Origin of the sequence: Micromonospora sp. AP08 (assembly GCF_008085935.1) — a bacterium.
Lineage (GTDB): Bacteria > Actinomycetota > Actinomycetes > Mycobacteriales > Micromonosporaceae > Micromonospora > Micromonospora chersina.
The window spans coordinates 40,883-66,439 of the sequence record NZ_VSEZ01000011.1 but is presented as its reverse complement, the minus strand read 5'-3'; the positions used below and the strand labels follow the sequence as shown (position 1 = coordinate 66,439).

Sequence of the window (25,557 nt, the reverse complement as noted above, 5' to 3'; positions counted from 1 at the left end):
TGGACCTGATGACAACCGTGGACACGTTAGCCAACCGCCACTCCTGTCACAAGCCGAAGCGCCGAATTGGCGTTTCGTTCTGTCCGTTTCCATCCGCTCTTGTCATAGCTCGTACCCCCGGTCGGGTGGCCCCGCAACTGCCCGTTCGTCGCGGACAGTGACCGATCGGCGGAGGTGTTCGGCTTCCCGGGGGCGGGGTGGGGCGGTAAGGCGCAGCCCGGGTTTCCGGCCCCGGGTGGGGCGGGTTACCGTTCGTTCAGGTCAGGAGTGCCGGAGCCGGTGAAAGGTGTGCGCTGATGAGCTCTCGTATCCGGGTCGTCGTCGCGAAGCCCGGCCTGGACGGCCACGACCGGGGCGCGAAGGTCGTCGCCCGTGCCCTGCGTGACGCGGGCATGGAGGTCATCTACACCGGCCTGCACCAGACCCCGGAGCAGATCGTGGAGACCGCGATCCAGGAGGACGCCGACGCGGTGGGCCTGTCGGTGCTCTCCGGCGCGCACATGACCCTCTTCAAGCGGGTCCTCGAACTGCTCGCCGAGCGCGAGGCGGCCGACATCGTGGTCTTCGGCGGCGGCATCATCCCGGACGCCGACATCCCGGAGCTCCAGCGGCTCGGCGTCGCCAAGATCTTCACCCCCGGCGCCACCACGCAGTCGATCGTGGAGTGGGTCCGGGAGAACGTGGCCCAGCCGGTCGCCTGACCCGCGGGTCGCCACAGGTGTCGATCAAGAAGTTCGGGTCAGGAACGAGTCCGGGCCCGACGCGAACCTCTTGATGAACACCGCGCGCCGGCGTTGAGGTGGGCGGGCGGCGGGTTCTGGACAGGGGGAGGGGCCGGACGCACCCCTCACACGCCCGGCCCCTCTATGCACGATGCCCCGCCGCCACCCCTCGACCGACAGGGCATCGGCCGCTCCCGTCGTCGCGCCTGACCAGCGCTCCGACATCAGACTCAACGACGCCCCCAACAGGGGGTTACGCCTGTTCCACAACATCCCCCGGACGGCTGACGGCCCGCGTTCCGGACACCTCGGACGGGCCGCCTTCCAGGGCCTCGCGGTGCGGGCCCGGGTCGTATCGTGTGCCTGCCCGGACCGCGTCCCGCGGTCGACGACCCCCGCCGGGAGCCCGCCGTGACCCAGCCGCCGTACCCGCAGCCCGACCCCGCCGGCGGCCGGCCCACGCCGCCCCCACCGCCCGCGGGGTGGCCGGCGCAGCAACCCGGCCAGGGCTGGCCCCCGCCGCGGCAGCCGGCTCCGGGCGGCTGGGGCGCTCCGTACCAGCAGCCCGCGCCCGGCTGGCCCGCGCCGCACCAGCAGCACGGCGCTCCCCACCAGCAGCCCGCGCCCGGCTGGCCGGCCGCGCCGCCGGCGTACCCCTTCGGGGTCGGGCCGGCGCAGCGGCCGCCGACGACGAAGCGGATCCCGGAGGACCTGCCGTTCGTGGTCCGGCCGAGCCTGGGCAAGCGGGCGCTGACCCTCGGGTTGGTGACCCTGGTGGTCGGCCTGGTGATCGCCTGCCCGATCGGCCTGGCCGCGTTGTCCGGGGACGGCGGCGCCGGGGTGCTCTTCATCATCCCGGTGGTGCTGCTCTTCTTCGTCGTGCCGGTCGGCCTCCAGCTCTGGCTGGTGTCCTCCGGCGGCCCGGTCCTCGCGCTCGGGCCGGCCGGGCTGTGGATCAAGACGCGGCCGAGCCGGGGGCAGGCGATCTGGCTGCCGTGGGAGGCGATCGACCGGATCTACCTGCGGCGGTGGGCGCTGGAGAAGATGCTCTGCGTCAAGCCGCGCGACCCGCGGGTCGGCAGCGGGCTGGGGGCGTTCACCGCGTTCGACTCGGGGATGCAGCAGGTGTTCTTCGGCACCGGCTTCACCGCCACGGTCAACCACGCCGACCGAAGCGAGGACGAGATCATGCGAGCCGTGGTCGGATACGCGGCCGGTCGCTGCCGGGTGGGCTGAGCCCGGCGCGGCGCAGACGGCTGTGCATTACCGCACACCGCGCACCCGCTCGGTTGCCGCCGGTTCCCATCTCGTTAGGCTGCGGCAAATGACCTGTCTCATCTGATGACAGGCGTCAAACTGATTTTCCAACGCTGGTGGCGGCGCGACGGCGCGCCGCGGAGACGGGACGGGACGCGCAATCGTGGACCTGTACGAGTACCAGGGGCGGGACCTGTTCGAGCGGCACGGCTTGCCCGTGCTCGCCGGCGGCGTCGCCACTACCCCGGAGGAGGCCCGCGCGATCGCCGAGCGCCTCGGCGGCCGGGTGGTCGTCAAGGCGCAGGTGAAGGTCGGCGGCCGCGGCAAGGCCGGCGGCGTGAAGCTGGCCGAGGGCGCGGAGGAGACGGTGGCCCGTGCCACCGACATCCTCGGCATGGACATCAAGGGTCACACGGTCCACAAGGTCATGATCACCGTGACCGCGGACGTGGCCGAGGAGTACTACTTCTCGTACCTGCTCGACCGGGCGAACCGCACCTTCCTCTGCATCGCCAGCGTGGCCGGCGGCATGGACATCGAGCAGGTCGCCGCCGAGACGCCCGAGAAGGTCGTCAAGGCCCCGATCGACGCGAACACCGGCGTGGACGAGGCCAAGGCGCGCGAGATCGTGAGCGCGGCCGGCTTCCCGGCCGAGGTCGCCGACCAGGTGGTCGAGGTCGCGGTCAAGCTGTGGCAGGCGTTCGTCGCCGAGGACGCCACGCTGGTCGAGGTGAACCCGCTGGCCACGACCAAGGACGGCAAGCTGCTGCTGCTGGACGCCAAGGTCACCCTCGACGAGAACGCCGCGTTCCGGCACCCGGACCACGAGGCCCTGGTCGACCAGGCGTCGGTGGACCCGCTGGAGCAGGCCGCCAAGTCCAAGGACCTCAACTACGTCAAGCTCGACGGCGAGGTCGGCATCATCGGCAACGGCGCGGGCCTGGTCATGTCCACGCTCGACGTGGTCGCGTACGCCGGTGAGCGGCACGGCGGCGTGAAGCCGGCCAACTTCCTCGACATCGGCGGCGGCGCGAGCGCCGAGGTCATGGCGAACGGCCTGGAGATCGTGCTCTCCGACCCGTCGGTGAAGAGCGTCTTCGTCAACGTCTTCGGCGGCATCACCGCCTGCGACGCGGTCGCCAACGGCATCGTGCAGGCGCTGGCGCTGCTCGAGCAGCGCGGCGAGAAGGCCACCAAGCCGCTCGTCGTCCGCCTCGACGGCAACAACGCCGAGGCCGGTCGGGCGATCCTCGACGGCGCGAACAACCCGCTGATCCAGCGGGTCGACACCATGGACGGCGCGGCCGAGCGGGCCGCCGAGCTGGCAGCTGCGGGGGTCTGACAATGGCTATCTGGCTGACCAAGGACTCCAAGGTCATCGTGCAGGGGATGACCGGTTCCGAGGGTTCCAAGCACACCCGGCGGATGCTCGCCGCCGGCACCAACGTCGTCGGCGGCGTCAACCCGCGCAAGGCGGGCCAGAAGGTCGACTTCGACGGCACCGAGCTGCCGGTCTTCGCGTCCGTGGCGGACGCCATGAAGGAGACCGGGGCGGACGTCACGGTCATCTTCGTGCCGCCGCAGTTCACCAAGGCCGCGGTGGTCGAGGCGATCGACGCCGGCATCGACCTGGCCGTGGTGATCACCGAGGGCGTGCCGGTGCACGACACCGCCGCGTTCTGGGCGTACAACGTGGCCAAGGGCGAGCGGACCCGGATCATCGGCCCGAACTGCCCGGGCATCGCCTCGCCGGGCGCCTCCAACGCCGGCATCATCCCGGCCGACATCACCGGCTCCGGCCGGATCGGCCTGGTCAGCAAGAGCGGCACGCTGACCTACCAGATGATGTACGAGCTGCGCGACATCGGCTTCTCCACCTGCGTCGGCATCGGCGGTGACCCGATCATCGGCACCACCCACATCGACGCGCTGGCCGCGTTCGAGGCGGACCCGGAGACCGACGCGATCGTCATGATCGGTGAGATCGGTGGCGACGCCGAGGAGCGGGCGGCCGAGTTCATCAAGGCCAACGTCACCAAGCCGGTGGTCGGCTACATCGCCGGCTTCACCGCCCCGCCCGGCAAGACCATGGGTCACGCCGGCGCGATCATCTCCGGCTCGGCGGGCACCGCCGACGCCAAGAAGGCGGCGCTGGAGGCGGTCGGCGTGAAGGTCGGCAAGACCCCGACCGAGACCGCCAAGCTGATGCGGGAGATCATGTCCGGCCGCTGAGCGGTCCCGTGACGTGCCGAGGGGGTCGACCGGGTCCGGTCGGCCCCCTCACGCTTCCTACCGGTACCAGTAGGGGGAGTAGTAGTTGCCCCGGGACCGGATGATGGCGCTGGCGATGAGGTTGACGACGCCGAACGCGATGGCCAGCCAGCCGAGCAGCGGAGACTTGCCGAAGCGCTTCGCGTCCCGGATCGACAGGTAACCGAAGACGATGCCGAGGATGCCGCAGCAGAGCAGGCCCGTGACGATCCCCAGGATGCCCCAGAGCGTGGTCCGGTCCCGGCCGGCGGCCGGTGGCGGCGGGGGCGGCGGATACGGAGCGTTCACGGCTTCCTCCGAGCGGTCGGTGCCGCGACAGGAAAGGTCGCGTCCTGGGCCGAGGCTAAACCGGATCGGGGCCCCCGAGCCGGTGGATCAGGGAACTCGCCGCCCTCCCGCGGCGGTATCGGACTGCCGTCACCCGCGCGGCATGCCAGAGTAGAGCCGATGTCACGCGTCACCCCTGACCAGCCCCGCCGCCCCGCCGCCGAAGTCGCCGCCGGAGCCCGGCCGACCGGCCGTGCCGCGCCGGCGCCGCGGGTGCCCGCGCCCCGGTCCGGGGAGCCTCCGCGCGGCCGGGCCCCGCTGCCCGTCGCCGCCGGGGTGGCGGCCCTCTGGGCCGCCGTGACGTCCTGGCTGCCGGTCACCCTGGTGCTCGGCCTGGCCCAGCTCAGCGAGGACGCCGCCTCGCAGGCCGGCGCGCTCCGCGCCGGCCTGGTCGGCTGGCTGCTCGGCCACGGCGTGCCGTTGGAGACCACCGCCGGGCCGCTCGGCCTGGCGCCGCTGGCCCTGACCGCCCTCGCCGTCTGGCGGCTCACCCGCGCCGGGGTGCACGTCAGCCGGGCCATCGGCGCCCGGGGCGGTCGCTCGCCCCGGCAGGCGCTCACCGTCGCGGTCGGGGTCGGCATCGGGTACGCGCTGCTCGGCGCCCTCGCCGCGATCGTGGTCGGTGCCGGCGGGCCGCGCGTGTCCCCGGTCCGGGCCGGGCTCACCTTCGCGGTCCTCGGCGGGCTCGCCGCCCTGGTCGGCGCGCTGCGGACCACCGGCGTCTGGGTGCTGCTGGCCCGCCGTTCCCCGGCGGCGCTGCGCGACGGGGTGCGCACCGGGCTGGTCGCCGGCCTGCTGCTGCTCGGCGCGGGCGCCGGGGCCGCCGGGCTGGCCGTGGCGACCGGGGGCGGCGACGCGGCCGACATGATCGGGGCGTACCGGACGGGGGTGGCCGGTCAGGCGGGCATCACCCTGGTCAGCCTCGCGTACGCGCCGAACGCCACCGTCTGGTCGGCCAGTTACCTGCTCGGGCCCGGGTTCGCCGTCGGCACCGACACCGCCGTGCGGACCAGCGAGGTCTCCGTGGGCGCGCTGCCGGCCGTGCCGCTGCTGGCCGGGCTGCCGCGTGGCCCGGTGGACGGGCTGGGCGCCGGGCTGCTCGCGGTGCCGGTGCTTGCCGCCATGGCGGCCGGTTGGCTGCTGGCCCGCCGGCTGCTGCGGGTCGCGGCCGAGGAGCGCGCGCCGGTCGGGTGGTCGGCGCTGCTGGTCCCGGCGGCGCTCGCCGGCCCGGTCGCCGGTGCGCTGCTCGGCCTGGCCGCGGTGGCCTCCGGCGGTCCGCTGGGCGCCGGCCGGCTGGCCGAGATCGGCCCGTCGCCCTGGCCGGTGGCGGGCGTGGCCACCCTGGTGGTCGCGGTCGGCGCGGTCCTCGGCGCCGCCGCCGGCCGCACCCTGAGCGGCGCACCCACCGCCCCGCGCCCCACGGCCCCGCCGCCCCGCCGCCCCGAGCGCTGACCGGGGCCGGAGACGGCGGAGGGGGCGCCGGCGGTGCCGGACGCCCCCTCGTGGAGCCGGTTCAGGAACCGAAGTTGCTCAGGTTGATCGCGGCGCCGGCGATGGCGTTGATGATGCCGATGACCACACCGATGCCACCGCAGATGAGGGCGGCCTTGGCCTGGCCGGCGTTGTTCGCCTCGCCCGCCTGGACCTTCTTCTGGCCCATGACGCCGAGCACGATGCCGGCGACGCCGGCCGGGATGCCGATCAGCGGGCAGCAGAGGCCGAGCACGATCGAGGCGATACCGGCGATCATGCCGATCAGCCCGAGCGTGTTGTTCTGGCCGCCGCCGGTCGGGTAGCCGGCGGCCGGGTACTGGGGCGCGGCACCGTACGGCTGCTGCTGCGCGTACGGGTCCTGGCCGTAGGGCTGGCCGGAGGTCGGCTGGCCGTAGGGCTGGCCCGAGGTCGGCTGGCCGTAGGGCTGGCCCGAGGTGGGCTGCTGGCCGTACTGCGGGGCCTGCGGCGGCTGAGCGTACGGGTCCTGCCCGTACGGCTGGCCCGAGGTGGGCTGCTGGCCGTACTGGGGCGCCTGCGGGGGCTGGGCGTACGGGTCGTACTGGGGGGAGGTCGGGTCCTGGTTCGGCTGCTGGCCGTGCGGGTCCTGACCGGGGTAACCGGGCTGCATTGCGGAGCGCTCCTCAAACTGGGGGTCGACGGTCCATGGTCGGTTGTCTGCCGCTCATCATTCCGCCCGGACACCGGGACGCCCGCGGCACACGGGCCCGGGACCAAGGTCACGATGCCGACGCCGGGCCGGGCGTGCGCACGGCACCGGGCGACGGCAGCGTATCGTGCCGACGCCACGAGGGAGATCACCCGAGGCGTGGCCGCCCGAGCGTCGGACACGCCAGCAGGCCCGATAGGGTTGCCGCGTGACCGAGCCCGCGTCCGTCGCCCGCCTCGTCGTCCTCGTCTCCGGCTCCGGCAGCAACCTCCAGGCCCTGCTGGACGCCGCCACCGACCCCGCGTACGGGGCCCGGGTGGTGGCCGTGGGCGCCGACCGCGACGGGATCGCCGGCCTGGACCGGGCCGCCGCGGCCGGCGTACCGGCCTTCGTGGAGCGGCTGAAGGACCACCCGACCCGCGAGGACTGGGACCGGGCGCTCACCGCCCGGGTCGCCGAGCACCGGCCGGACCTGGTCATCAGCGCCGGCTTCCTCAAGCTCGTCGGCCCGCACTTCCTGGCCGCGTTCGGTGACCGCTACCTGAACACGCACAACACCCTGCTGCCGGCGTTCCCCGGCATCCACGGTCCCCGCGACGCGCTGGCGTACGGCGTGAAGGTCACCGGGGCCACCCTGTTCTTCGTCGACGCCGGGATGGACACCGGCCCGATCGTCGCCCAGGTCGCCGTGCCGGTGCTGGACGACGACGACGAGGAGACGCTCACCGAGCGCATCAAGTCCGCCGAGCGGCGCCAGCTCGTCGAGCAGGTCGGTCGGCTGGTCCGTGAAGGTTGGACGATCACCGGCAGAAAGGTCACCATCCCGTGAGTTCCACTGAGGACGTCCGCCGCCCGATCAGGCGGGCGCTGGTCAGCGTCTACGACAAGACCGGCCTGGTCGAGCTGGCCCGAGCCCTGCACGAGGCCGGGGTGGAGATCGTCTCGACGGGCAGCACCGCGACGACGATCTCCGGCGCGGGCGTGCCGGTGACCCCGGTCGAGCAGGTGACCGGTTTCCCGGAGATCCTCGACGGCCGGGTCAAGACCCTGCACCCGAAGATCCACGGTGGACTCCTCGCCGACCTGCGCAGGGACGCGCACGCCGCCCAGCTCGACGAGCACGGCATCGCGGGCATCGACCTGCTGGTCTCCAACCTCTACCCGTTCCAGGCGACGGTCGCCTCCGGCGCGAGCCAGGACGAGTGCGTCGAGCAGATCGACATCGGCGGTCCGGCCATGGTCCGGGCCGCGGCCAAGAACCACGCCTCGGTGGCCGTGGTGACCGACCCGGCGGCGTACCCGGCGCTGCGGGACGCGCTCGCCGAGGGCGGCTTCACCCTGGCCCAGCGGCGGGCCCTCGCGGCCCGCGCGTTCGCCGACATCGCCGACTACGACGGGGCCGTCGCCGAGTGGTTCGCCCGCGAGCTGGCGCCGGCCGGCGACGGCTGGCCCGCGTTCGCCGGGCTGGCGCTGCGCCGCCAGGCGGTGCTGCGTTACGGCGAGAACCCGCACCAGGCGGCCGCCCTCTACGCCGACCCGGCCAGCCCGGCCGGGCTGGCCCAGGCGGAGCAGCTGCACGGCAAGGAGATGTCCTACAACAACTACGTCGACGCCGACGCCGCCTGGCGGGCCGCGAACGACTTCCCCGAGCAGCCGGCGGTGGCGATCATCAAGCACGCCAACCCGTGCGGCATCGCGGTCGGGGCGGACGTGGCCGAGGCGCACCGCCGGGCGCACGCCTGCGACCCGGTGTCCGCGTACGGCGGGGTGATCGCGGTCAACCGGCCGGTCTCGGTCGAGCTGGCCCGGCAGGTCGCGGAGATCTTCACCGAGGTGCTGGTGGCGCCCGGCTTCGACGAGGGCGCCCTGGACATCCTCCGGGGGAAGAAGAACATCCGGCTGCTGCGGGCCCCCGCGTTCGACCCGCTGCCGGCCGAGTGGCGGCAGGTCACCGGCGGGGTGCTGGTGCAGCTGCGGGACCGGATCGACGCCGCGGGCGACGACCCGGCGAACTGGACGCTGGCCACCGGCGAGGCGGCCGACGAGGCCACCCTGCGCGACCTGGCGTTCGCCTGGCGGGCGGTCCGCGCGGTGAAGAGCAACGCGATCCTGCTGGCCCGGGAGGGCGCGACCGTCGGCGTCGGGATGGGCCAGGTCAACCGGGTCGACTCCGCGCAGCTGGCGGTGAGCCGGGCCGGCGCCGACCGGGCCCGCGGCTCGGTCTGCGCCTCGGACGCGTTCTTCCCGTTCGCCGACGGTCCGAAGATCCTCATCGAGGCCGGCGTCCGGGCGATCGTCCAGCCGGGCGGCTCGATCCGCGACGAGGAGACGATCGCCGCCTGCAAGGAGGCCGGAGTGACCATGTACCTCACCGGCACCCGGCACTTCTTCCACTGATCCGCGACCCAGGACAGGGGCGTGGCCGACCGGCCGCGCCCCTGTTTCATGTGTTGACCTCCCCGGTTCCGACGATGTCACGAGTGGACGGCTGACCAGCCGAAAGGACGAGGGTCGACCGTTGCCGGGTTGTGAAAGTTGTTGCTAGCGTTGTCCCGCAGCAAGCGATCGACCCCTCCCGTTCTCTGCTCGATTCGCTCCCGCCCCGCGGCCGCCGCGCCGCCCGCTCGAGCGGCCTCCCGCCTCGGACAGGTTTGCCCATGCGCGCATTCGACCGGTTGAGCACCGTCGTCGCCGCGTTGGCGTTCGTCCTGGCCGGCCTCGGTGCGCCCGCCTGCGCGGAGAGCCACCAGCCCGGCGCGGTGGTCACCGCCGCGCACCGGTCGATCCACCACGTCGGCCACGCCGTCCTTCCACCGGACGGGCGGGCCGTCGACACGCCGGTCACCCCGCCGGACCGTCCCGCCTCCTCCGGCGACCCCCGGGCCGCCGGCGCGCCCGGCACGCCCGGCCACGCCCCGTCGGAGCTCTGGACGGAGTTCTCCGGCGGACCCTGCGGTGACCACCGCGCCGGCGTCACCGCCGGCGACGGACCCGACGACGTCCTCCCGGCCGCGCCCCCGCGGCTCGGCGGCACGCCCGAGCGGGTGGCCGTCGCGATCCACCGTCGCGAGCCCACCCTCCCGATGCCGCCGCGCGGCACCCTGACCTCCCGCGGCCCACCGGCTTCCGCCTGACCCTGCCCGCGTCGCCCGCCGGACGTGACCCGAGGTCCGTCCGGGTCGTTCCGCCGCGCAGGGTCCCGCTCGGACGGTGTCCGTCCGCCCACCGGTAGGCGCCGTCGCGCGCCACCCGCCCATGGTCTTCCGTCCCGGGCCGCCGGCCCGGTACCCCCTCGAATCCGGGAGGATTCACATGTCCACACTCCGCTGGCGCAAGCCGGCGACAATCGCGGGCGCGCTGGTGCTGACCGCCGCGCTCGGTGGCGTCGTCGCCACCAACCACGAGGTGCAGGAGAAGCTCGGCCTGGCCGAGGAGCCCGGTGCCAACATGCCCTGGCACCCCCGAGAGTTCATGGAGATGGCCGCCGGCGAGTCGTCGGAGGAGGCCGGCGAGGAGGCCTTCGAGGCCCGCACCATCGCCGAGCAGTTCGCCCAGGCCCGCTACGCCCCGGGCATCGTCTCTCCGGGGGCGTACTCGAACGCGCTGAGCCAGCTCAACGGGCTCGCCGCCACCAAGGGCAGCTGGCACGAGGTCACCAACATCAAGTACGACGGCGACGACCCGCGCTACCGCGACTACGCGTCCAACTCGTCCGGTGGCGCCGGCCTGGTCACCGGTCGGATCACCGGCCTCGCGTCGGACAACAGCGGCCACGTGTACGCGGCCGGCGCCGACGGTGGCGTGTGGCGTTCCTCGATCGGCGGCGGGAGCTGGACGCCGATCACGGACGCGCTGCCCACCCTGTCCAGCGGCGACGTCGTGCTGGCCGGCGACGGTTCGCTCTGGTACGCGACCGGTGAGGGGAACACCGGCGGCACCTCGTACGTCGGCGCGGGCGTCTACCGGCTGGCCAACCCGACGACCGGCGCATTCAAGACGACCGACCGGGTCGGCGGGACCGAGCTGGAGAGCACGGTCATCAACAAGCTGCGCTTCTTCGACGGCAAGGTCTGGGTCGCCACCAACCGGGGCCTGTTCTCGCACGCGATGGGCAGCGCCTCGGGCGCCTGGAAGCTGGAGTTCGCACCGAATCCGAGCTACCTGCCGGGCGGGGCGAACGCGGGCGACGCGAACGCCGCGTACAAGAACATCGTCAACGACGTGGCTCAGGACCCGCGCAACCCGAAGCACGTGGTGGCCGCCTCGGCCTGGCGCTCCGGTGACACCTACAACGGCTTCTACGAGACCGCCGACTACACGGCGGGCGGCTGGACGAAGGTCAACCCGACCGGCGCCATGCCGGCCGACGACATCGGCTACGTGACGTTCGCCTTCTCCGCCGACGGCGGCAAGCTCTACGCGATCAACCAGTCGCCGAAGCTGCTCAACAAGCCGGCCGGCAACGTGAACAGCTACCTGGACGGCATCTACGTCTCCAACAACGGCAACCCGGCCGGCCCGTGGAACAAGATCGCCGACTCGTCGAAGCTGGGCAACTCCGGCTCGGCGCTCAAGCAGACCGTGATGGGCAAGGGCTACGGCCCGGGCATCCAGGCCTGGTACAACCAGTTCCTCACGGTGGACCCGGCCAACCCGAACCACCTCTGGGCGGGTCTGGAGGAGGTCTACGAGTCGACCGACGCCGGTGCCAACTGGAAGACCGTCGGCCCGTACTGGAACTTCAACTTCTCCTGCTGGAACATCCACGACGCGCAGAACACCTGCAACAAGACCACCCACTCCGACCAGCACTCGGTGGCGGTCGGCAACGGGTTCGTCTACGTCGGTAACGACGGCGGCGTCTACCGGCGGCCGATCAACGGAAAGACCGACAAGGACGGGCACGCCACCGACTGGCAGAGCCTCAACGACGGCACCATCGACGCCCTCCAGTACTACTCGGTGGCGCTGGGCCGGGACCCGGCCAAGGCCGGCACCATCGTCTCCGGCGGTCTGCAGGACAACGGCACCTCGATCCTGCGCCCCGGCGACACGGTGATGGGTTCGCACTTCGGCGGTGACGGCGGCGACTCCCAGGCCGACCCGGCCAACGGCTGCCGGCAGGTCCAGGAGTACACCAACCTGGCCATGCGGGTGACCGAGAACTGCAACGCCAACACCGGCTCGGGCACGCTGGCGGACTCCACCTCGCGGGACATCCAGCCGTACACCTCGTCGCCGGGCGACGAGCCGGCCCGGTTCATCGCGCCCTTCGCCCCGGACGACCACGACGCGAACGTCTGGGTCGCCGGTGGCCGGCACGTCTGGGTCAACACCAAGGGCTACTCCATCCAGAACGGCAAGGGCTGGACGAACGTCTTCGACCTGGGCGCCGGCCACACCGCCACCTCGGTGGCGGTGTCCGGCGGGACGGCGTACGTCGGCTGGTGCGGGCCGTGCAACAACGCCGGGTTCGCCCGGGGCCTCGCGGTCGGCAAGGTCACCGACCCGTCGAGCTGGCACCAGGTCAGCCTGCCGGGTGACTTCCCGAACCGGTTCCTGCAGGGCGTCGGGATCGACCCGGCGAACGCCTCGCACGCCTTCGTCGCGGTCAACGGCTTCTCCCGCCGCTTCACCGAGGGGCCGGGCGCCGGCTTCGGTCACGTCTTCGAGACCACCGACGCGGGCGCGACCTGGAAGGACGTCTCGGCGAACCTGCCGGACGTGCCGGCCAGCTCGATCAAGGAACTGCCCACCGGCGCGCTGGTGCTCGCCACCGACCTGGCCACGTTCTACCGCGCGCCCGACGCCACCGACTGGCAGCGGCTCGGCGCCGGCCTGCCGCTGACCGTCGGCATGGACGTCGAGTACAACGCGGCCGACAACTCGATCTACGTCGCGACCCACGGCCGCGGCATCTGGGCGTTCGGTCTCGCCCAGCTCTGACCGGCCACCTGTGCGGAGGCCCCGTCCCCCCTTCCTCCGGGGGACGGGGCCTCCGTCGTGCCGGGCTCAGGCCCCGGGGCGTACCTCGGCGAAGTGGCAGGCCGAGGGGTGCGGGTCCGCCGCGCGGAGCACCGTGTGCGGCTCCTGGGTGGCGCACACCTCCTGGGCCTTCCAGCAGCGGGTGCGGAACCGGCAGCCCGAGGGCGGGTCGGCCGGGCTGGGCACGTCGCCGGTGAGCCGGATGATGGTGCGGTCCTCGCGGGCGTCCGGGTCGGGCACCGGCACCGCGGAGAGCAGCGCCTGCGTGTACGGGTGGGTGGCCCGCTCGTAGATCTCCTCCTCGGTGCCGATCTCCACGATCTTGCCGAGGTACATGACAGCGACCCGGTCCGAGATGTGCCGGACCACCGACAGGTCGTGCGCGATGAAGATGTACGACAGCCCGAACTCGTCCTGGAGCTGCTCCAACAGGTTGATCACCTGGGCCTGGATGGAGACGTCCAGGGCGGAGACCGGCTCGTCGCAGACGATCACCTCGGGGCGCAGGGCCAGCGCTCGGGCGATGCCGATGCGCTGCCGCTGGCCGCCGGAGAACTGGTGCGGGTAGCGGTTGACGTGCTCGGGGTTGAGCCCGACCACGTCCAGCAGCTCCTGCACCCGCTGCCGCTTGCTGCCCTTCGGCGCCGCGTCCGGGTGGATCTCGAACGGCTCGCCGATGATGTCGCCGACCGTCATCCGCGGGTTCAGCGAGGTGTACGGGTCCTGCATCACCATCTGCATGTTGCGGCGCAGCCGGCGCAGCTCCGACCCGGACGCCTTGAACAGGTCCCGGCCCTCCAGGGTGGCCCGGCCGGAGGTCGGCGTCTCCAGCCGCATGAGCAGCCGGGCGAGGGTCGACTTGCCGCAGCCGGACTCGCCGACCACGCCGAGCGTCTCGCCGCGGCGCAGCTCGAAGCTGACCCCGTCGACCGCCTTGACGGCGCCGATCTGCTTCTGGAACAGCACGCCCCGGTTGATCGGGAAGTGCTTGACCAGGTTGTCGACCGAGAGGATCGTCTCGCCGCGCACCTTGGTCGGGCTAGCGGGCGCTGTCATCATGGACCTCCTGCGCGAAGTGGCACGCGCTGGTCCGGCCGTCGCCGAGGACCAGGTCGTGCGGCACCACGTCCACGCAGACCTGCTGCACGTACGGGCACCGGGGGTGGAACGGGCAGCCGGAGGGGATCCGCATGAGGTTCGGCGGCAGCCCCTTGATCGTCGACAGCGCCTGGCCGCGGACGTCCAGGCGCGGGATCGACTCCAGCAACCCCTTGGTGTACGGGTGGGCCGGCGCCCGGTACAGCGAGCGCACGTCGGCGTGTTCGACGATCCGGCCGGCGTACATGACGGCGATCCGGTCCGCGACGCCGGCGACCACGCCGAGGTCGTGGGTGATCAGGATCATCGCCATGTTCAGGTCCCGGCGCAGGTCGGCCAGCAGGTCCATGATCTGGGCCTGCACGGTGACGTCGAGCGCCGTGGTGGGCTCGTCGGCGATCAGCACCTTCGGGTCCAGGGCGAGCGCCATGGCGATCATGACGCGCTGCCGCATGCCGCCGGAGAACTGGTGCGGGTAGTCGCCGAGCCGCTTCGCCGCGGCCGGGATCTTCACGAGGTCCATCAGCTCGACGGCCCGCCGGCGGGCGTCGGCGCGGGACATCCCCTCGCGCTGGCGCAGCGTCTCGCCGATCTGCCAGCCGACCGGGAAGACCGGGTTCAGCGCGGAGAGCGCGTCCTGGAAGATCATGGCGATCTCCTTGCCGCGCACCTGCCGGCGCTGTTCCTCGGACTGGGTCAGCAGGTCCCGACCCTGGTAGAGGATCTGGCCGGAGCGGATGTGCGCCGGCGGCGTGTCCAGGATGCCCATGATCGCCTGGGCGGTGACCGACTTGCCGGAGCCGGACTCGCCGAGCACGGCCAGGGTCTCGCCCGCGTCGAGGTGGTACGTCACCCCGTTGATGACCCTGGCCACGCCCTCGGTCGTGCGGAACTCGATGTGCAGGTCCCGTACCTCGAGCAGGTGGCCGCCGGGCGGGGTGGGGGAGGCCGGCGTGGGCCGGACCGCGGACTGGGTCATTGGTTTCTCACCGGAGCTTCGGGTCGAAGGCGTCGCGGATCGCGTCGCCCAGCATGATGAAGGCGAGCACGGTCAGCGCGAGGAAGGCGGACGGCACGATCAGCGGGGTCGCCGACTCCCGCATGTGGATGCGGCCGGTGTCGATGTCCTGGCCCCAGGAGATGGTCGGGGCCTTCAGGCCGATGCCGAGGAAGCTCAGCGTCGCCTCGGCCGCGATGAACGAGCCGAGCGCGATGGTGAGCACCACGATCGCCGGGGCCAGCGCGTTCGGCAGGATGTGCCGCCACATGATCCGGCCGTTGCGGGCGCCGAGCATCCGGGCCGCGGAGACGTAGTCCTGCTCCTTGGCGGTGATCACCGAGGAGCGGATCACCCGGGCCGCGGTGGTCCAGCCGAGCACCGCCAGCACGAAGATCACCGCGAACAGCCGGACGTTGTCGCTGCTGGTGCTCAGCCGCTTGAGCAGCACGATCGCGGCGAGCAGCAGCGGGATGCCGAGCACGATGTCGATCACGCGGGAGAGCACCGCGTCCACCCAGCCGCCGAAGTAGCCGGCGAGCATGCCGACGACCAGCGCGATCACGCCGGTGGCCAGCGCGGCCAGCGCGCCGACGAGGAGGGAGGCGCGGGTGCCGTAGACCGCCCGGGCGTAGACGTCGCAGCCCTGGAAGTCGTACCCGAAAATGGCCCCGCCGGACGGCCCGGCGTGCTGCCGGGAGAGCAGGCAGTCGCGCGGGTCGTTGGCGGTGAACAGCGACGGGACCGCGGCCATCGCGGCGGCCAGCACGACCAGCGCCAGGCTGACCCAGAAGATCGGGTTGCGGCGCAGATCCCGCCAGGCGTCGCCGGCCAGGCTGCGCGGCTTGTGCGGCGCGCCGACCTGGCTGGGCGCGCCGGGCTCGCCGGAGACACCCCGCCGCGCGGCCTGGTTCTCGGTCGACGCGACGGTCTCGAAGTCACTCATGCCCGCACCTCGCTCGGCTCGGCGCGGTCACGAGCGACCACACTGCGTTGAAGATTCGTTCGCTGCGCTCACTCATAGCGGATCCTCGGGTCGAGGACGGCGTAGAGCACGTCCACCACCAGGTTGGAGACGAGGTAGACCACGACGAGCACGCTGACGATGCCCACCACCAGCGGGCCGTCCTCGGTGCGGATGCCGCGGAAGAGGTTGAAGCCCACGCCGGGGATGTTGAACACGCCCTCGGTGATGATCGCGCCGCTCATCAGGTTGCCCAGCTCGACGCCGAGGAAGGTGACCACCGGGATGAGCGAGTTGCGCAGCACGTGGACGCTGACGATGCGCCGCTTGACGAGGCCCTTCGACCGGGCGGTCCGGACGTAGTCGGCGCGCAGGTTCTCCGCCACCGAGGTGCGGGTCAGCCGCAGGGCGGTGGCCAGCGACAGCGAGCCGAGCACGATGCCCGGCAGCAGCAGCGCGTAGAGACTCGGTTGGGCCCCGGCGGTGGGCGGGAAGAGCTGCCACTTGACGCCGAGGAAGTACTGCGCGATCGGTGCCAGGACGATGGTGGGGATGCCCAGCACCAGCAGGGTGAGCACCAGCGTCGAGTTGTCGAAGATGCTCGCCCGGCGGATGCCGGCGATCACACCGGCGGTGACGCCGAAGACTATGGCCACGGCGAGCGCGATGAGCGCCAGCCGCACGGTGACCGGCCAGGCCTGCTGGAGGATGTCGCCGATCTGCCTGCCGGTGAGCGACTGGCCCAGGTCGCCCTGGAGCAGGTTCTTGACGTAGTCCAGGTAGCGGTAGAAGAAGCCGCCCACGCCGGTCTGGTCCAGGTGGTACTTCTGCGTCAGGTATGCCCGCTGAGCCGCCGTCACCGGCCGCTCCCCGGCGAGGGCCTGGATCGGGTCGCCCTGCCCGGCGAACATCAGCGCGTAGACGATCAGCGTGGTCCCGAAGAACGCGAGGACCATCTGCAGAAGGCGCCGCAGGATGAAGCGGAACATGCTTCCCAGTCTCTCTGGAAAAACGCGAATGGGGCGCTGGATGACATCTCTGGCGTACCGGAAGTTGGCGGGCCTGCCCTCCGGCCCGGACCTGCCACGCGCTCGGGCCACCCGGGTCGCCCCGGGTGGCCCGTGCCGCGGTCAGCTCAGCTGGCCGCCTCGATCTTGACGAGGTTGACCCGCTGGAACAGGTCCATCTGGACGTTCGTGACCTTGCTGGAGTGCCCGTACACGTTCTCGCCGAAGCGGAGCGGGATCACCGGCATGTCCTTGGCCAGGATGTCCTCGGCCTGCTGGTACTTCTTGATGGCCTCGGCCTGGGTGGGCGCGGCCGAGCCCTCCTTGACCAGGCGGTCGAACTCCGGGTTGCTGTAGCCGTAGTAGTTCGACGAACCGTTGGTGCTGTACAGCGGGCCGAGGTAGTCCTCCATGGACGGGTAGTCCATGACCCAGCCCATCCGGAACAGGCCCACCGGCTGCTTCTTCTCGACCTTGGTCAGCAGGTCGGCGAACTTCGGCTCGGCCGAGCCGACGCAGTCGACGCCCAGGTTGGCCTTGAGCTGGTTGCAGGTCGCGTCGACCCAGTCCTTGTGACCGCCGTCCCCGTTGTAGGAGATGGTGATCTTCGACGGGCCGCCGGCGGCCTGGTAGAGCTTCTTGGCCTCGGTCGGGTTGAACTGGCCCGCGGCGCCGGTGGTGTTGTCCCGGTAGCCCGGCAGGACCGGCGAGACGAACGAGCGCGCCGACTGCTGCGAGCCCTTGAAGATCGACTTGGTGATCTCGTCACGGTCGATCGCCATCGAGATCGCCTTGCGCACGTCCGGCTTGCTGTAGTCCTTCTCGAACGTGGGGAAGGCCAGGAACTGGAACGACGACATCGGGCTGGTCTGGTAGTTCTCGCCCAGGTCGCTCGGCGCGGTGCTCAGGTTCTCGGTCGGGATCGTCGGCAGCACGTCGAGGTTGTCCGACTGCAGGTCCGAGTACGCCGCGGTGAGCTGCTGGTAGACCCGGAACTCGACGCCCTTCACCTTGGGCTTCTCGCCCGGGTAGGCGTCGTAGCGCTCGACATCGAGCTTGCTGTCGTGCTGCCAGGTGCCCTTCATCTTGAACGGACCCTGGCCGATCGGCGCCTGCTCGTACGAGTCGTTGAGCACGCCCGGCGCGGAGAACGCGGCCTCCGGCAGCGGGTAGAACGCGGTGTAGCCGAGCATGGACTTGAAGTCGATGTACGGCTCGGCGAGCGTCACCTGGAAGGTCAGGTCGTCCACCTTCTTCAGGCCGGACATCCTCTTGGCCTTCGGCTTCTCACCCTGGAGGTCCTGGTAGCCGGCGATCTTCTCGAAGAAGTAGCTGGCGCCCTGGCCGTTGGGCGCGTACGCGCCGTAGTTCCAGGCGTTGATGTAGTCGTCGGACGTGACCTTCTCGCCGTTGTGGAAGGTGAACCCGTCCTTGAGCTTGATCGTCCAGACCTTGTTGTTGTCGGACGGCGTCACCGACTGGGCCGCGACCTCGTACGGCTTGTTCTGCGCGTCGTAGTCGACGAGCGGGCTGAACAGGCCGGCGAGCACCTGCGAGCCGGACGTTTCGGTGGTGTTGGTCGGGACCAGGTGCTGCGGCTCAGAAATCTGGATACTGACCGCCGCGTCCTGGGCGCTGCCGCTCGATCCGCCGTTCCCACCGCTGCCGCAGGCCGCCAGGCCCAGCGTCGCCACGAGCGGGAGGGCGGTCCAGGCGGCGAGTCTACGAACACGCATGGACTCTCCTCATCTCCTCACGCTGCGCAGTCGGGCCCGGCGCTGGGTAACGCTGCGCAACGATCGGTAACGGTAGGTCGCGATCGACCCGGTCGACAACGAGAGCGTTGCGAAGCGATAACGGAACGTGCCGAGAGGGCTTGTCGGCGCCGGTCGGTTCTGCTAGGGCGGGAGCACTTCAAGGCTGCCCCCAGGGGCAGGTTGCGCCGTCTGGACCCCGTCGCGGTCACTTCCGGTGAGCATGCGACCGGCGTCCGCCCCGTCCCGTCTGGTATCGGTCGTGCCGATCCGGCTGTGGTGCGATACACATACAGTCACTCTCAGTGACTATCCCCACGTCACGGTTCGTCACCGTTCACCGTCGTCGGTCCGGCGGGCGCGGGGCGTGAGACGATCCAGTCGTGACGGCGACGATCCTGGACGGCAAGGCGACCGCGGCGGAGATCAAGGACGAGCTGCGGGCACGGGTCAAGGCGCTGGCGGAGCGCGGCATCACCCCGGGGCTGGGCACGGTCCTGGTCGGGGAGGACCCCGGCTCCCAGGCGTACGTCAACGGCAAGCACCGCGACTGCGCCGAGGTGGGCATCTCCTCGATCCGCCGGGAGCTTCCCGCCGACGCCACCCAGGAGCAGCTCGACGCGGTGCTCACCGAGCTGAACGCCGACCCCGGCTGCCACGGCTACATCGTCCAGCTGCCGCTCCCGGCCCACCTGGACACCCAGCGGGCGCTGGAGCTGATCGACCCGGACAAGGACGCCGACGGCCTGCACCCGGTCAACCTGGGCCGGCTCGTGCTCGGCTACGACGCCCCGCTGCCCTGCACCCCGCGCGGCATCGTCGAGCTGCTCCGCCGGCACGACGTGCCGCTGCGCGGCGCGAAGGTCGCGCTGGTCGGCCGGGGCAACACCGTCGGCCGCCCGCTCGGCCTGCTGCTGACCCGGCGCAGCGAGAACGCCACCGTGACGCTCTGCCACACCGGCACCCTCGACCTCGCCGCGCACACCCGCGAGGCCGACATCGTCATCGTCGCGGCCGGCGTGCCGGGGCTGCTCACCGCCGACATGGTCACCCCGGGCGCGACCGTCGTGGACGTCGGCATCACCCGGGTGATCGGGGCCGACGGCAAGGGCCGCTACACCGGCGACGTGGACCCGGAGGTGGCCGGGGTGGCCGGCAAGCTGGTGCCGATGCCGGGCGGTGTCGGCCCGATGACCCGGGCCATGCTGCTGACCAACGTCGTCGAGCGGGCCGAGCGGCAGCACTGAGTCGCCCAGGCGCGTCATAACCGTCCGCCCCTGGCCCGATCGGTGCCAGGATGGCTGATACGGTCCGGAAAACCGACTGGTATCAGGGAGTGGGACGACCATGGGTAAGAAGGTCACTGTCGTCGGGGCTGGCTTCTACGGCTCCACCACCGCACAGCGCCTGGCCGAGTACGACGTCTTCGACACCGTCGTGATCACCGACATCGTGGAGGGCAAGCCGGCGGGTCTCGCGCTGGACCTCAACCAGTCGCGCGCCGTCGAGGGCTTCGAGACCAAGGTCGTCGGCGTCACCACCGGCCCGAACGGCGAGGGCTACGAGGCCATCGAGGGCTCCGACGTCGTCGTCATCACCGCCGGCCTGCCCCGCAAGCCGGGCATGAGCCGGATGGACCTGCTGGAGACCAACGCCAAGATCGTCCGCCAGGTCGCCGAGAACGTCGCCAAGTACGCCCCCAACGCCGTCGTCATCGTCGTCTCCAACCCGCTCGACGAGATGACCGCGCTGGCCCAGCTCGCCACCCAGTTCCCGAAGAACCGGGTGCTCGGCCAGGCCGGCATGCTCGACACCGCCCGGTTCACCAACTTCGTGGCCGAGGCCCTGAACGTGCCGGTGAAGTCGGTGAAGACCCTGACCCTGGGCTCGCACGGCGACACCATGGTGCCGGTGCCGTCGAAGAGCACCGTGAACGGCAAGCCGCTGCGCGAGGCCATGCCGGCCGAGCAGATCGAGGAGCTGGTCGTCAAGACCCGCAACGGTGGCGCCGAGGTCGTCGCGCTGCTCAAGACCGGCTCGGCGTACTACGCCCCGTCGGCCGCCGCCGCGCGGATGGCCAAGGCCGTCGCCGAGGACTCCGGCGAGGTCATGCCGGTCTGCGCCTGGGTCGACGGGCAGTACGGCATCTCCGGCGTCTACCTGGGCGTCGAGGCGGAGATCGGCGCCGAGGGCGTCAAGCGGATCGTCGAGACCGACCTGGACGCCGACGAGTTGGCCGCCCTGAAGGAGGCCGCCGAGGCCGTCCGCGCCAAGCAGGCCGACGTAGCCAACATGTGACCCGAGAACCACCCCGGAGGGGCGGGCCGGCCGACGCCGACCCGCCCCTCCGCATATCCCGACCCCGACCCCTTCCCCGGCCGCCCCCCCCCGCCCCGCTCCCACCCCCGCCCCGCCCCCCGGCCCGCGTTGATCATGAAGTTAGCGGCGATGACGGAGATCGACATCGCCGCTAACTTCATGATCAACGGGCAGGGCAGGGCAGGGCAGGGCAGGGCAGGGCAGGGCAGGGCAGGGCAGGGCAGGGCAGGGCAGGGCAGGGCAGGGCAGGGCGGGGGAGGGCAGGGCGGGGGAGGGCGGGGCAGGGCGGGGCGGGGTGGGTGGCGGGGTCAGGGGTGGGGGGTGAAGGGGTGGCCCAGGTGGGGGGTGGCCAGGGTTGCCGGGGTCAGGGAGTGCAGGAGGGTGGTGCGGGTCGTCGCTGCCTCGGTGGGGTTCTCCTCGTGGGCGTAGGGCAGCGTCGGGTCGATCAGCTGGAGGGTGTGGACCAGGAGGTCGCCGGTCACCAGGAGGCGGTCGGTGCCGTCGTCGACCAGTACCGACTGGTGGCCGGGGGTGTGGCCGGGTGTGCTCAGCACGCGTACCCCTGGGGTCAGGGTCGCGTCGCCGTCGACCACCCGGAGCTGGCCGGCGGCCCGCAACGGCCCCAGGAGCCGGGCCGGCAGCTCGGGGTGGAACAGCTCCAGCGCGGCCAGCTCGGCGCGCTGCACCAGGTGGTCCGCGTTGGGGAAGAGCGGGCCCGCCCAGCCGATGTGGTCGGTGTGCAGGTGGGTGAGCACCACGGTGCGTACGTCCGCCGGGTCGATGCCGGCGGCGGCCAGCTCGGCCGGCAGCCGGCCCGGCACCGGCGCCCAGCTCGCGGCGAACGCGTCGGCCGGGCCGATCCCGGCGTCGACCAGGGTGACCGGCCCGTCCCCGGCACGCAGCGCGAACGCGCGGAACGGCAGCCACCAGCGGCCGTCGGGGGTGACGCTGTCCGGGTCCCGCCGGTCGGCCTCGCGCCACTGCTCGGCGGTGGCGTCCGGGAACGCCTCGGCGCGCGGCTGGAAGAAGGGACCCGCCCCGTCGACCAGGGCGGTGACCGTGATAGACCCGACCGTGTGAGTCAGCGGCATCCGGGAAGGATGTCACCGCGGCCCGTCCCGGGCGACCCCGTTTTCCCGCAGGGTGAGGCCGGCTGGGGAGCCCCGGTCAGTTTCCAGTACGCTCGTACTGCTTGAGCACGTGTCCCCCGAGAGGAGCGCCGGCCGATGGCGAAGATCAAGGTAAAAAACCCGGTCGTGGAGATCGACGGCGACGAGATGACCCGGATCATCTGGAAGCAGATCCGGGAGCAGCTGATCCTGCCCTACCTCGACGTCGACCTGCACTACTACGACCTGTCGATTGAGAACCGCGACGCGACCGACGACCAGGTCACCGTCGACGCCGCGAACGCCATCAAGGAGCACGGCGTCGGCGTCAAGTGCGCCACCATCACCCCGGACGAGGCCCGGGTCGAGGAGTTCGGCCTGAAGAAGATGTGGCGGTCGCCGAACGGCACCATCCGCAACATCCTCGGCGGCGTCGTGTTCCGCGAGCCGATCATCATGTCCAACGTGCCGCGGCTGGTCCCCGGCTGGACCAAGCCGATCGTCATCGGCCGGCACGCGCACGGTGACCAGTACAAGGCCACCGACTTCGTCGTCCCCGGCCCGGGCAAGGTGACCATCACCTACACCCCGGCCGACGGTGGCGCCCCCATGGAGATGGAGGTCGCCAACTTCCCCGGCGGCGGCATCGCCATGGGCATGTACAACTACGACGAGTCGATCCGGGACTTCGCCCGCGCCTCGTTCCGGTACGGCCTGGACCGCAAGTACCCGGTCTACCTGTCGACCAAGAACACCATCCTCAAGGCGTACGACGGCCGGTTCAAGGACCTGTTCGCCGAGGTCTTCGAGAACGAGTTCAAGGCCGAGTTCGACGCCGCCGGCATCACCTACGAGCACCGGCTCATCGACGACATGGTCGCCGCCGCGCTCAAGTGGGAGGGCGGCTACGTCTGGGCCTGCAAGAACTACGACGGTGACGTGCAGTCCGACACCGTCGCGCAGGGCTTCGGCTCGCTGGGCCTGATGACCTCCGTCCTGCTCTCCCCGGACGGCCGTACCGTCGAGGCGGAGGCCGCGCACGGCACCGTCACCCGGCACTACCGGCAGTGGCAGAAGGGCGAGAAGACGTCGACCAACCCGATCGCCTCGATCTACGCCTGGACCCGGGGCCTGGCCCACCGGGGCAAGCTGGACAACACCCCGGCGGTCACCGAGTTCGCCAACACCCTGGAGCAGGTCATCGTGGAGACCGTCGAGGGCGGCCAGATGACCAAGGATCTCGCGCTGCTCATCTCGCGGGACGCCCCGTGGCTGACCACCGACGAGTTCATGAACGCGCTGGACGAGAACCTGGCCCGCAAGCTGTCGGCCTGACCGTCACCGTTCGCACCGGAGCCCCGCCGGCGTGGCCGGCGGGGCTCCGTCGTGTCGGCCGGGGCGTCACCCGGGGCGGGCGCGCCTCGTTGAGCAGGGTGGACGTGATGCCAGTCCCGTCCAGGAAGGTTGACCGCGGTCGTCTCGCGCCTTGAGCGCCGATCAGCCAACCTTCCCGGCTGTCGCGCACAGCCAGCCGTCCCTTCCCTCGCGGGGGGCCCTGTCCCGGGCCCCCCGCGCCCTGTTGTGGGGCGGGCGGGTCAGGCGGCCCGGAGCAGTTCCGCGGCCCGCTCGGGGGCGATGTCGTTGATGAAGACGCCCATCCCCGACTCGGAGCCGGCCAGGTACTTCAGCTTGTCCTTCGCGCGCCGGATGCTGAACAGCTGCAGGTGCAGGTGCCCCAGCTCCCGGTCGACGTGCACCGGCGCCTGGTGCCAGGCGGCGATGTACGGCATGGGCATGTCGAACAGCCCGTCGAAGCGGCGCAGCACGTCCAGGTAGAGCGGCCCGAAGGCGTCCCGCTCGGCATCGTCCAGGGCCGGGATGTCCGGCACCGGGCGGTGCGGCGCCACGTGCACCTCGAACGGCCAGCGGGCCGCCGCCGGGACGTACGCCGTCCAGTGCTCGTTGCTCGTCACCACCCGGTCGCCGGCGGCGCGTTCGGCGGCGAGCACGTCGGCGTAGAGGTTGCCCCCGGTACGCTCGGCGTGCCGGCGGGCGGCGGCCAGCATGGTCCGGGTCCGTGGCGTGACGAAGGGGTACGCGTAGATCTGGCCGTGCGGGTGGTGCAGGGTCACGCCGATCTCCACGCCCCGGTTCTCGAACGGGAAGATCTGCTCGACGCCGGGCAGTTCGCTCAGCGCCGTGGTGCGGTCGGCCAGCGCGTCGAGCACCGTGCGCACCCGCGTCGGGGGAAGGCCGGCGAACGAGGCGTTGTGGTCGTCGGTGAAGCAGACCACCTCGCACTTGCCGCGCCCGGGGCGGACCGGGGTGAACGGGGTGATCTCGGCCGGTTCCTCGGCGACCCGCTGGCTCAGCGACGGGAACCGGTTCTCGAAGACGACCACGTCGTAGTCGGGGGCGGGGATCTCGCTGAGCCGGTCGCCCCGGGAGGGGCAGAGCGGGCACTGGTCGGCCGGGGGGAGGAAGGTCCGGGTCTGCCGGTGGACCGCGACCGCGACCCACTCGTCGGTCAGCGGGTCGTAGCGGAGCTGCGAGGCGTGTGGCGGCGGGGGCAGCTCCCGCCGGTCCGGCTGGTCGCGGACCGCGTCGTCCCGCTCGTCGAAGTAGATCAACTCGCGGCCGTCGGCCAGCTCGATCTGCGTACGCTTCACTCCGCACCCTCCGTGCCCGCCACGATCACCAGCTCGCCCACCCTGTCCTCGAGTACCCGTCGCGCGTCCGGTGCCAACCGGTCGTCGGTGACCAGCACGTCCGCCGCGTCCAGGCCGACGATCGACGAGATGCCGACCGTGCCCCACTTGGTGTGGTCGGCGAGCACCACGAGCCGGTCGGCGGCCGCCACCAGCGCCCGGTCGGTGTCCGCCTCCATCAGGTTGGGAGTGGTGAAGCCGGCGCGCTCACTGATCCCGTGCACGCCGAGGAAGAGCAGGTCCAGGTGCAGCGCGCCGATCGCGGCCACGGCCAGCGGGCCGACCAGCGCGTCCGAGGGGGTGCGCACCCCGCCGGTGAGCACCACGGTCTGGTCCGGCCGGCCGCCGACGTGCAGGATCTCGGCCACCGGCAGGGAGTTCGTCACCACGGTCAGGCCCGGAACGTCGGTCAGGCGGCGGGCCAGCTCGGCGGTGGTCGTGCCGGCGGAGAGCGCGATGGCCGCTCCGGGGCGCACCAGCTGCGCGGCCCGGTCGGCGATGGCCGCCTTCTCCCCGGACTGCCGCACCGACTTCGCCCGGAAGCCGGGCTCGTCGGTCGAGCTCGGCCCCGCCAGCGTCGCCCCGCCGTGCACCTTGGCGAGCAGGCCCTGCTCGTGCAGCGTCTCCAGGTCGCGCCGGATCGTCATGTCCGAGACGCCGAACTCGGCGGCAAGCTCGGTGACCCGGACGCCTCCGGCGGCGCGGACCCGTTCCAGGATGACCGCCTGCCGCTGCCGTGCCAGCACCCGCCGTCACCTCCCGACTCCCGACCCCGTCTCCACGCGGTCGAACGTGTTCCAACAAAGACGAACACTACCGCGCAGCGGAGGGCAACGGAAGCAGACGCGGAACCGCCGCCGTCCCGGAAGCGGGGCGGC

General features: G+C 71.9%; 22 protein-coding genes. 12 read left to right on the top strand and 10 right to left on the bottom strand.

The genetic code is table 11. The annotated features are described in order from the left end of the window. The first annotated feature begins 296 nt into the window (after nt 1-296). From FXF50_RS19465 to sucD, 4 genes are all read left to right on the top strand, one after another. Entirely contained in the window at nt 297-701 is a 405-nt protein-coding gene (locus FXF50_RS19465) for a cobalamin B12-binding domain-containing protein (protein WP_148429887.1), read from the top strand. Nucleotides 702-1,133: 432 nt separating this feature from the next. Beyond that, nucleotides 1,134-1,958 carry a hypothetical protein gene (locus tag FXF50_RS19460; RefSeq protein ID WP_148429884.1) on the top strand — a complete coding sequence of 275 codons (825 nt, stop codon included), beginning with the start codon at nt 1,134-1,136 and terminating at the stop codon, nt 1,956-1,958. Between the two features lie 184 nt (nt 1,959-2,142). Continuing rightward, nucleotides 2,143-3,321, top strand: coding sequence for an ADP-forming succinate--CoA ligase subunit beta (gene sucC / locus FXF50_RS19455; protein ID WP_148429882.1), 1,179 nt, complete (start codon nt 2,143-2,145; stop codon nt 3,319-3,321). A 2-nt stretch (nt 3,322-3,323) separates the two neighbouring features. Further along, entirely contained in the window at nt 3,324-4,211 is an 888-nt protein-coding gene (gene sucD, locus FXF50_RS19450; protein ID WP_091262595.1) for a succinate--CoA ligase subunit alpha, read from the top strand. Between the two features lie 57 nt (nt 4,212-4,268). Here sucD and FXF50_RS19445 read toward each other — a convergent pair whose 3' ends face one another. Beyond that, entirely contained in the window at nt 4,269-4,538 is a 270-nt protein-coding gene (locus FXF50_RS19445; protein WP_148429880.1) for a DUF4190 domain-containing protein, read from the bottom strand. Between the two features lie 159 nt (nt 4,539-4,697). Here FXF50_RS19445 and FXF50_RS19440 point away from each other — a divergent pair, with 159 nt between their 5' ends. Beyond that, on the top strand, nt 4,698-6,029 hold the full coding sequence (locus FXF50_RS19440) for a DUF6350 family protein (RefSeq protein WP_148429878.1): 1,332 nt from the start codon (nt 4,698-4,700) through the stop codon (nt 6,027-6,029). Between the two features lie 61 nt (nt 6,030-6,090). Here FXF50_RS19440 and FXF50_RS19435 read toward each other — a convergent pair whose 3' ends face one another. Continuing rightward, entirely contained in the window at nt 6,091-6,699 is a 609-nt protein-coding gene (locus tag FXF50_RS19435; RefSeq protein ID WP_148429876.1) for a DUF4190 domain-containing protein, read from the bottom strand. A 247-nt stretch (nt 6,700-6,946) separates the two neighbouring features. Between FXF50_RS19435 and purN the strand changes: the two genes are divergently transcribed. The 4 genes from purN (at nt 6,947) to FXF50_RS19415 (ending at nt 12,684) form a co-directional block, all read left to right on the top strand. Next, nucleotides 6,947-7,567: a phosphoribosylglycinamide formyltransferase gene (gene purN / locus FXF50_RS19430; protein WP_091318225.1), complete on the top strand. Its 621-nt coding sequence runs from the start codon at nt 6,947-6,949 to the stop codon at nt 7,565-7,567. Next, nucleotides 7,564-9,135, top strand: coding sequence for a bifunctional phosphoribosylaminoimidazolecarboxamide formyltransferase/IMP cyclohydrolase (gene purH / locus FXF50_RS19425; RefSeq protein WP_148429873.1), 1,572 nt, complete (start codon nt 7,564-7,566; stop codon nt 9,133-9,135). The genes purN and purH overlap by 4 nt, the downstream gene beginning before the upstream one ends. 260 nt (nt 9,136-9,395) lie before the next feature. Then, entirely contained in the window at nt 9,396-9,872 is a 477-nt protein-coding gene (locus tag FXF50_RS29375) for a hypothetical protein (protein WP_187399735.1), read from the top strand. 178 nt (nt 9,873-10,050) lie between these two features. Beyond that, nucleotides 10,051-12,684 carry a glycosyl hydrolase gene (locus FXF50_RS19415; protein ID WP_222866079.1) on the top strand — a complete coding sequence of 878 codons (2,634 nt, stop codon included), beginning with the start codon at nt 10,051-10,053 and terminating at the stop codon, nt 12,682-12,684. 66 nt (nt 12,685-12,750) lie between these two features. On the opposite strand, the gene FXF50_RS19410 is transcribed toward FXF50_RS19415, so the two are convergent. The 5 genes from FXF50_RS19410 to FXF50_RS19390 all read right to left on the bottom strand — a co-directional run bounded on the left by FXF50_RS19410 (nt 12,751) and on the right by FXF50_RS19390 (nt 18,525). Continuing rightward, nucleotides 12,751-13,779, bottom strand: coding sequence for an ABC transporter ATP-binding protein (locus tag FXF50_RS19410; RefSeq protein ID WP_148429871.1), 1,029 nt, complete (start codon nt 13,777-13,779; stop codon nt 12,751-12,753). Next, nucleotides 13,763-14,800 (bottom strand): ABC transporter ATP-binding protein, encoded by a 1,038-nt coding sequence (locus tag FXF50_RS19405; protein ID WP_148429868.1) that lies wholly within the window; start codon nt 14,798-14,800, stop codon nt 13,763-13,765. The genes FXF50_RS19410 and FXF50_RS19405 overlap by 17 nt, the downstream gene beginning before the upstream one ends. 7 nt (nt 14,801-14,807) lie before the next feature. Further along, the gene (locus tag FXF50_RS19400) at nt 14,808-15,764 is read right to left on the bottom strand and encodes an ABC transporter permease (protein WP_148429865.1); all 957 of its coding nucleotides are present in this window, start codon (nt 15,762-15,764) and stop codon (nt 14,808-14,810) included. 68 nt (nt 15,765-15,832) lie between these two features. Next, nucleotides 15,833-16,771, bottom strand: coding sequence for an ABC transporter permease (locus FXF50_RS19395; RefSeq protein WP_148429863.1), 939 nt, complete (start codon nt 16,769-16,771; stop codon nt 15,833-15,835). Between the two features lie 146 nt (nt 16,772-16,917). After that, nucleotides 16,918-18,525 carry an ABC transporter substrate-binding protein gene (locus FXF50_RS19390; RefSeq protein ID WP_148429861.1) on the bottom strand — a complete coding sequence of 536 codons (1,608 nt, stop codon included), beginning with the start codon at nt 18,523-18,525 and terminating at the stop codon, nt 16,918-16,920. A 401-nt stretch (nt 18,526-18,926) separates the two neighbouring features. Between FXF50_RS19390 and FXF50_RS19385 the strand changes: the two genes are divergently transcribed. After that, nucleotides 18,927-19,790 carry a bifunctional methylenetetrahydrofolate dehydrogenase/methenyltetrahydrofolate cyclohydrolase gene (locus FXF50_RS19385; protein ID WP_148429859.1) on the top strand — a complete coding sequence of 288 codons (864 nt, stop codon included), beginning with the start codon at nt 18,927-18,929 and terminating at the stop codon, nt 19,788-19,790. Nucleotides 19,791-19,890: 100 nt separating this feature from the next. Then, a complete protein-coding gene (mdh, locus tag FXF50_RS19380; RefSeq protein WP_148429857.1) occupies nt 19,891-20,841 on the top strand; it encodes a malate dehydrogenase in 951 nt (316 codons plus the stop codon). A 329-nt stretch (nt 20,842-21,170) separates the two neighbouring features. Here the strand turns inward: mdh and FXF50_RS19365 are convergent, their stop codons facing one another. Then, complete coding sequence (locus FXF50_RS19365) at nt 21,171-21,953, bottom strand: MBL fold metallo-hydrolase (RefSeq protein ID WP_148429854.1); 783 nt, start codon at nt 21,951-21,953, stop codon at nt 21,171-21,173. 135 nt (nt 21,954-22,088) lie between these two features. Here FXF50_RS19365 and FXF50_RS19360 point away from each other — a divergent pair, with 135 nt between their 5' ends. Further along, complete coding sequence (locus FXF50_RS19360; RefSeq protein WP_148429852.1) at nt 22,089-23,306, top strand: NADP-dependent isocitrate dehydrogenase; 1,218 nt, start codon at nt 22,089-22,091, stop codon at nt 23,304-23,306. A 260-nt stretch (nt 23,307-23,566) separates the two neighbouring features. Here FXF50_RS19360 and galT read toward each other — a convergent pair whose 3' ends face one another. Together galT and FXF50_RS19350 are read right to left on the bottom strand one after the other, a co-directional pair. Further along, nucleotides 23,567-24,640: a galactose-1-phosphate uridylyltransferase gene (gene galT, locus FXF50_RS19355; protein WP_148429850.1), complete on the bottom strand. Its 1,074-nt coding sequence runs from the start codon at nt 24,638-24,640 to the stop codon at nt 23,567-23,569. Continuing rightward, complete coding sequence (locus FXF50_RS19350) at nt 24,637-25,425, bottom strand: DeoR/GlpR family DNA-binding transcription regulator (protein ID WP_148429847.1); 789 nt, start codon at nt 25,423-25,425, stop codon at nt 24,637-24,639. The genes galT and FXF50_RS19350 overlap by 4 nt, the downstream gene beginning before the upstream one ends. Nucleotides 25,426-25,557 lie beyond the last annotated feature (132 nt).

Coding starts and splice junctions, on each gene's coding strand:
- FXF50_RS19465 (WP_148429887.1), top strand. CDS start 297: ATGAGCTCTCGTATCCGGGTCGTCGTCGCGAAGCCCGGCCTGGACGGC.
- sucD (WP_091262595.1), top strand. CDS start 3,324: ATGGCTATCTGGCTGACCAAGGACTCCAAGGTCATCGTGCAGGGGATG.
- FXF50_RS19440 (WP_148429878.1), top strand. CDS start 4,698: ATGTCACGCGTCACCCCTGACCAGCCCCGCCGCCCCGCCGCCGAAGTC.
- FXF50_RS19435 (WP_148429876.1), bottom strand. CDS start 6,699: ATGCAGCCCGGTTACCCCGGTCAGGACCCGCACGGCCAGCAGCCGAAC.
- FXF50_RS29375 (WP_187399735.1), top strand. CDS start 9,396: ATGCGCGCATTCGACCGGTTGAGCACCGTCGTCGCCGCGTTGGCGTTC.
- FXF50_RS19415 (WP_222866079.1), top strand. CDS start 10,051: ATGTCCACACTCCGCTGGCGCAAGCCGGCGACAATCGCGGGCGCGCTG.
- FXF50_RS19410 (WP_148429871.1), bottom strand. CDS start 13,779: ATGACAGCGCCCGCTAGCCCGACCAAGGTGCGCGGCGAGACGATCCTC.
- FXF50_RS19405 (WP_148429868.1), bottom strand. CDS start 14,800: ATGACCCAGTCCGCGGTCCGGCCCACGCCGGCCTCCCCCACCCCGCCC.
- FXF50_RS19400 (WP_148429865.1), bottom strand. CDS start 15,764: ATGAGTGACTTCGAGACCGTCGCGTCGACCGAGAACCAGGCCGCGCGG.
- FXF50_RS19395 (WP_148429863.1), bottom strand. CDS start 16,771: ATGTTCCGCTTCATCCTGCGGCGCCTTCTGCAGATGGTCCTCGCGTTC.
- FXF50_RS19390 (WP_148429861.1), bottom strand. CDS start 18,525: ATGCGTGTTCGTAGACTCGCCGCCTGGACCGCCCTCCCGCTCGTGGCG.
- mdh (WP_148429857.1), top strand. CDS start 19,891: ATGGGTAAGAAGGTCACTGTCGTCGGGGCTGGCTTCTACGGCTCCACC.
- FXF50_RS19365 (WP_148429854.1), bottom strand. CDS start 21,953: ATGCCGCTGACTCACACGGTCGGGTCTATCACGGTCACCGCCCTGGTC.
- FXF50_RS19360 (WP_148429852.1), top strand. CDS start 22,089: ATGGCGAAGATCAAGGTAAAAAACCCGGTCGTGGAGATCGACGGCGAC.